General features: G+C 34.3%; 4 protein-coding genes. All 4 read right to left on the bottom strand.

The features are described from left to right. Positions 1–65 precede the first annotated feature (65 nt). The 4 genes from AST99_RS03555 to AST99_RS03540 all read right to left on the bottom strand — a co-directional run bounded on the left by AST99_RS03555 (position 66) and on the right by AST99_RS03540 (position 5812). Positions 66–812 (bottom strand): DUF6250 domain-containing protein, encoded by a 747-nt coding sequence (locus AST99_RS03555; protein WP_057779203.1) that lies wholly within the window; start codon positions 810–812, stop codon positions 66–68. A gap of 12 nt (positions 813–824) precedes the next feature. Further along, the gene (locus AST99_RS03550) at positions 825–2462 is read right to left on the bottom strand and encodes a GH39 family glycosyl hydrolase (protein ID WP_057779200.1); all 1638 of its coding nucleotides are present in this window, start codon (positions 2460–2462) and stop codon (positions 825–827) included. Between the two features lie 276 nt (positions 2463–2738). Further along, positions 2739–4187, bottom strand: coding sequence for a glycoside hydrolase family 30 protein (locus tag AST99_RS03545; protein ID WP_083495591.1), 1449 nt, complete (start codon positions 4185–4187; stop codon positions 2739–2741). 20 nt (positions 4188–4207) lie between these two features. After that, the gene (locus AST99_RS03540) at positions 4208–5812 is read right to left on the bottom strand and encodes a sialate O-acetylesterase (RefSeq protein ID WP_157486291.1); all 1605 of its coding nucleotides are present in this window, start codon (positions 5810–5812) and stop codon (positions 4208–4210) included. Positions 5813–6000: the final 188 nt, after the last annotated feature.

Raw genomic sequence — 6000 nt, 5'->3', positions numbered from 1 at the left:
CATTCTAATGGGTTTTAAATTATATTTATGTTGACTAAAAAATTAGATTTGGATGTTATTAAAAATTATTCGGTAAGTTGATACACTTTAAAGTTATCTACTGTCATATGATTTTTCACTGTTCTTAAACCAAAATACCCTGATGTATAAGGATCTGAATCTTCAAAATTGACCAACAATTGATCATTTCGATAATATTGAATTGTACCGGCATGGGCTACAATTTTAATATGATAAGGGGTATTAGGTTCTAACATAAACTTCTCAGCACTTAAATCGTGTTCAGGACGTAATGGACGTTCTCCATTACCAACATAACGTCTAAAGCGCGTTGTCTTATTATCGTTTCCTCCTACGCCCATGTAATATAATTTTAGACTGTCGTAGTTAGAAAACTTACCACCTCTCTGATCTGAGTTAGCGAATAAATTTGAAGGGTTTTCAGGATCTGTTGCCATCCAAAAACAGTTTAAATCTGACACTCTATCGTTTGGGCCATTATCTTGAATTAAAAACACATCGTACTCTATAAGTATTGAACCTTCAAAACGTTCTTTTAACCACACAGTACATCCAGAAACGTCGTCTATTTCTAATTTACTCTTATTAATGTCTACAGTACCTTTTGGAGTTTGTTCTACTTTCCAATTAGACAAGTCTGAATCAAAATTGTCTTCAAAAATTAATTCAGCATTCACCTTTTGATCCTTAATATCAATAGATTTCTTTTTACTCTCACAAGATGATAGCATTAGTAATACAAGTAACAACATCGCACCACCTCGTTTTTTATAAGTCTGAAATAGTCTCATTATCTGATATTTTTAATTAATTTGTTTTATTAAAACCAAACTCCAAGGTGTAATCTCTTGCTTAATTTTTAACACCCCGTTTTTATCTGCTTTTATATAATCTGTTTTCATGGTATTTGCATACGCATCCATAACTTTAATCTGCTCACGAGTTGGTGGTTCTGGTTCTCCCATATCTTCCCAAAAACTATGAATGTTTCCATGATCTTTATCTAATATTTCTATTTCGAAAAGTGTTCCGGCCTTTAAACCTGTAAGTGAAAAATCTAAGGTCTTATTTGAGCCATCTTCACGTTTGTTAGATCCAGATGGTACTGCGTCTTCATATTCTTTAGGATAGTTATACGCTAAAGCAACAACCTTATTCGTTTTAGACTTTTTACTAACAAATAAGTAATCGTCTTTATAAATCTTTTTATCTCCTAATTGATTTAGCATACGATAAGCATGATAAGATGGCTTTTCTAAACCTTGATAATTTATCATTCCAAAGCCACCATGAAAGATACTTGATGCTCCGCCCTTTTCTTCAAAAATATCTGTAAATGTCCAGAATGCTAATGAGTTTGTTAAGCCTATACAATCTAAATTTGTTTTAACAATGTAAGCTGCTGCTGGTAAACGATCATGCATAGGGTCTCTACTACTCGGACTCGTATTCCATTCTGTTAAATGAATTTCTATATCTGGAAAAGCACTTTTTGCAATGGTTTTATTTAACCATTCTAAATCTAATTTTGTAGAATTAACGGCACGTGTTAAACCTCTTCCTTTTCCGGTTTCTGGATTAAAAGCATAATCTGTTGGATACGGATGACAACTCACAAAATCTACCGGTAAGTTTTCTTTTTCACAATATTTCAAGAAATCTTCAATCCAAACACCTTCCCAATCTAAGGTATTAATATCTTCTACATTAAAAACAGCTTCAGAAACTTTATCGTTTATCACTTCGCCTTTAAAACGTGCATCGGGCACAAAATTACTAGTTGATGGACCTCCAACTTTAAGGCGATTATCTACAGACTTTACAGCTAACACAGATTGTTTATACAATTCGAAATATTGAGATTTTGTACCATCCCAGAACAATTGATATAAATTAGGTTCATTCCACACTTCAAAATACCATGTTAACACTTCATCTATACCATAGCGATCTACACAATGTTGTGTAAACGCTTTCATTAAATCGTGCCATTCATTAAACTTAGATTCGTCTGGTGTAATATTCGCTTTCCACCAGAATACAGTTTTAGAGTCTTTGGCAGCCATACTAGTTGGTAAGAATGCTAACTCGACAAATGGCTTAACATTCATATCTAAAAGTCTATCAAACACATCATCTATATATTGCCAATTGTAAGATATTTTCCCGCGTTCTTCTACCACAGGAAACATATCGTCGTGAAATAAGCCATGAAAACGTACATACTCAAACCCACAATGCTCTTGCACTTGTTCCATTTGCTCTAACCAACCAGCTCTTAAAGCTTCGTTAGCACGTCCAGCTCCAACCATTTTACTCCAATAATGATCGAATTTCTCTCCAGATTTTGAAGCGTCAACTTGTATATTTTGAGCTTGAGCGAACAACGCAACATTCAAAATAAAAGCAAAAAGAATATGTTTTAAAGATACCTTAGTCATTTGTTAGTGTGTTAAGATTATAGTTTTTTTATAACGTTCTGATTAAACTAATCGCAAGTTCAAAAAAAAAATCTTTTTTGAATATAAACCATCATTCATTACTGATAAATTATAGCCCATTTCAGTAAAATCAAGGGATAAAGCAGTAATTTTTAAAATATCTCTAGCGATTTTGTCTTTATAAAAACACGACATACAGGTAAAAAAGAAAGCGTTAATAGTATAAAAACTACTAACGCTTAGTTGCCATGTATCTCAACTTATTTACGAAGACAATTAACTTTTAACTACTACAGAATTAATTGATGTTGGTTGTACTTCTACTCCAATAATATCATCGCCAATTTGAATGGTTACTGTTTTTACAGTCAATTCAGAATTATACATTAATACCATAATGCGACCATCTTGTAACTGATACGCCAAATGATTTTTACCTGCTGATGATTTTAATAAATGATCACCCGGTTGCACAAAATGAGACAAATGCTTAAACAGATAAAACTCGTCTGTATAGGTAACTTTTTTTGTGTTTGTATCGATAACCACCATCGAGTTTTGAGGCCATCCCCAAGCACTCGCTCCGGTTTCATCTAAAATCATATTCCAATACATATAAGAGCCAGCTCCATTATTTGTATAATGAATCAGATCGTTCCAAGAACGCTCTACAGAAGTCCAGTCGTTTTCATGCTCTCCACATTTGTTTTCGGTTTGCATTAATTTTAAGTTTGGAAATTCTTTATGAATGGTTGGAATGGCTTTCGCACCGCCCCATTGAAATCCTACACCATCAATATATTTCGCAGTGTCTTTATACTCTAAAACCGTTTTTACATAATTAGGATCCCCTGAATTTACAGTTCCTAACCAGATTTCGGTATTTAATTTATCGGCTTCAAATTGTGGGCCTAAAAAATCGTTTATAAAATAAGCCATATCTTCTGGTCGCCAAGTACAAGACGGCCAATTGGGTTGAAATGCAATTTCATTTTGTGGCTGAATGGCTGCTAATTCAACACCTTCATCTTTATAAGCTTGCACAAATTTTGAAAAATATAACGCATAAGCTTCTAAATAACGTTCTTGCATGTTAAATCCTGTAGCATTATTTAACATCTCCCCGCCTTTAACTAATTTGTTTCCATCTTTAGCATTTTCGAAATTACCAGCTCTCATGGCATAATGCTCATTCACTTTCATCCAAGCTGGAGGAGACCATTGTGAAGCCCAAACTTGTAAATCTGGACGTACCGCTAAAGCTGCCTTAACGTATGGCATTAAAATATAGCGATCGCGATCGATATTAAAATCGCGCATTTCAAAATCTTCTGCAACATCATTATGACTGTAATAACTTAAAGCATAATCTGAGGCACCAATGGGCATTCTACACATAGAAAAATTACAACCGTCCTTTGAGAAGATAGCATGCATTACCTTTTGCTGATCCTCAGCTTTTAAACTTTGAAGTGCTTCCCATCCTAATTCGTTAAAAGAGCCACCAATACCATCAATAACTTGTAGTTTCTGGTCGGTATAGACCGTAATATCTACAGTATTAGAAGGATTTTTCTTTAAAAACCGTTTGGCTTCCACCCAATGTTCTGAAGCTGTAGAATAGGTTAAATCGACTTGTTGGGCAAAAAGGGCATGACACGTAAAAAAAGCTGTAAGCATCACCGCTTTTTTTAAAGGTGAAATTGTAATTAATAGTTTATTCATAGTATATAGATCTTTTAATTTTAGTCTTCTGTTGAAAATACGGCAGCTGGTAACCCCACTTTATTATATAAATTAGCGCCTGTTGGATTACTTGACCACGCATAACGGACGTGTTTAGGTTGCTTTATCGTTGTATTCCAAACTTCAATTTTATTTTTTGATATAATTTTAGCTTCCGCAGGTTTCCAAATGTTATCGGCTCCTAAAATCTCGAAAGTGTTTAAAGTATCGGTTGATTGTTCTGTAGGATTGTTTAGATATTTTGAACCTGTCATTAAACCTGAAGCAACTTCAGAAAATGTTAGCTCTATTTTACCGCTATTCACTTTCATAGATTCATATAATGGTCCGCAATCAGCATCTACATTTATATTATAAGTTCTGTTTAACGCTAAAAGCGACAAGCGTTTTCCGGTATCCATTTTATTATGCGGATGCACATCTTTGGCTTCACCAACATCATAAAGTACAGCCATACCTGTGTTTGGCAGACTTAAACTTTTTCTTAATTCGTTATTAACAGTAGCCCAACCTAAATTAGAACGCTCATCTGGAACCTTATAATTTGCGAGTTGCACCCAATAAAATGGAAAATTACCCTGATTCCAATCGGTTCTCCAACCTGTAATCATCGTTTTAAAATAAGCAGCATATTCATCTTCTAAGAAATGAGAATTACTTTCACCTTGATACCAAATCGCCCCTTTAATTTTGTACGGAATTATAGCTGAGAGCATGCCGTTGTAAAGTGTCGCTGGTAATTGTATGTCTTTAGTAGGATGTACTTTAGGATAAGGTCGTCTCGTTTTTTTTCCTTCAGCTTTCCATGCATCGAATTTCTTTTGAAACGTGGTATCTTCAAAATCGGCTTCAGCCACATGTTCCATAGTATATTTTGTTTTTTTCAAAGTAGATTCGTAATACGCCTTCATGTGTTCATCTCCCATATACATATCTTCAGATAACCAAGGCTGAATGCGAGTCCCTCCCCAAGAACATTCTACTAAGCCAATAGGAACATTTAATTTTTCTCGAAGGGCTTTAGCGAAAAAATAACCTGTAGCCGTAATTTTATTTACAGAATCTTTAATCGCGCTCACCCATTGGCCTTTAAAATGAGTTTGTTTTGCTAAAGGAGAAGTATTTTGAAGGACTTCTATATGTCTTAAATAATCATCGTTTGCCCTTGCAACTTCTTCTCGAATTTGTTTTACTAATGGTTGATATTGCGGTTCGCGAGCATCATTAAGAAATTTTCCTAAATTGAAATCCATATTAGATTGACCAGTACATAACCACACTTCTCCAGATAACACATCGTTAATTACAAGTTTATTATTACCAGAAATGGTAATGGTATAAGGCCCTCCAGCTTTTGGTGTTTGCAAATCCACGCGCCAAGTACCATCTGTACTTGTTATAGTTTTAACCGAATTCCCCCAGCTTCCTGTCACCTCAACTTTTTCATGAGGATCTGCCCAGCCCCACACAGGAATTTTAGTGTCACGCTGAATCACCATATGATCTGAAAACAACGCATTAACAGAAACATCGGCAAAAACACCTTGTGGACAAAGGCATAATACAAAAAAAAGAAATTGGAAGATTTGTAATGATTTAAGCATAACTATCACATCTAATTTACATAAGGTTGTTAGTCTATGCAATGTTGTAAATTTTCTTGATGTATTCTATAAGCGATGCTTCTAAAGCTATAAATTATGATGTATTTACTAAGACAAATTCAGTTATGTTGGGTATTCTTTGTACAAAAGTCATATTTTATGAATTCAACTTAGCATGTTATATAAGT

The organism is Formosa algae, from assembly GCF_001439665.1.
Taxonomy (GTDB): domain Bacteria; phylum Bacteroidota; class Bacteroidia; order Flavobacteriales; family Flavobacteriaceae; genus Formosa; species Formosa algae.
The sequence above is the reverse complement of the archived record's forward strand: the minus strand, read 5'-3'. Positions and strand labels throughout refer to the sequence as shown.

Coding starts and splice junctions, on each gene's coding strand:
- AST99_RS03555 (WP_057779203.1), bottom strand. CDS start 812: ATGAGACTATTTCAGACTTATAAAAAACGAGGTGGTGCGATGTTGTTA.
- AST99_RS03550 (WP_057779200.1), bottom strand. CDS start 2,462: ATGACTAAGGTATCTTTAAAACATATTCTTTTTGCTTTTATTTTGAAT.
- AST99_RS03545 (WP_083495591.1), bottom strand. CDS start 4,187: ATGAATAAACTATTAATTACAATTTCACCTTTAAAAAAAGCGGTGATG.
- AST99_RS03540 (WP_157486291.1), bottom strand. CDS start 5,812: ATGCTTAAATCATTACAAATCTTCCAATTTCTTTTTTTTGTATTATGC.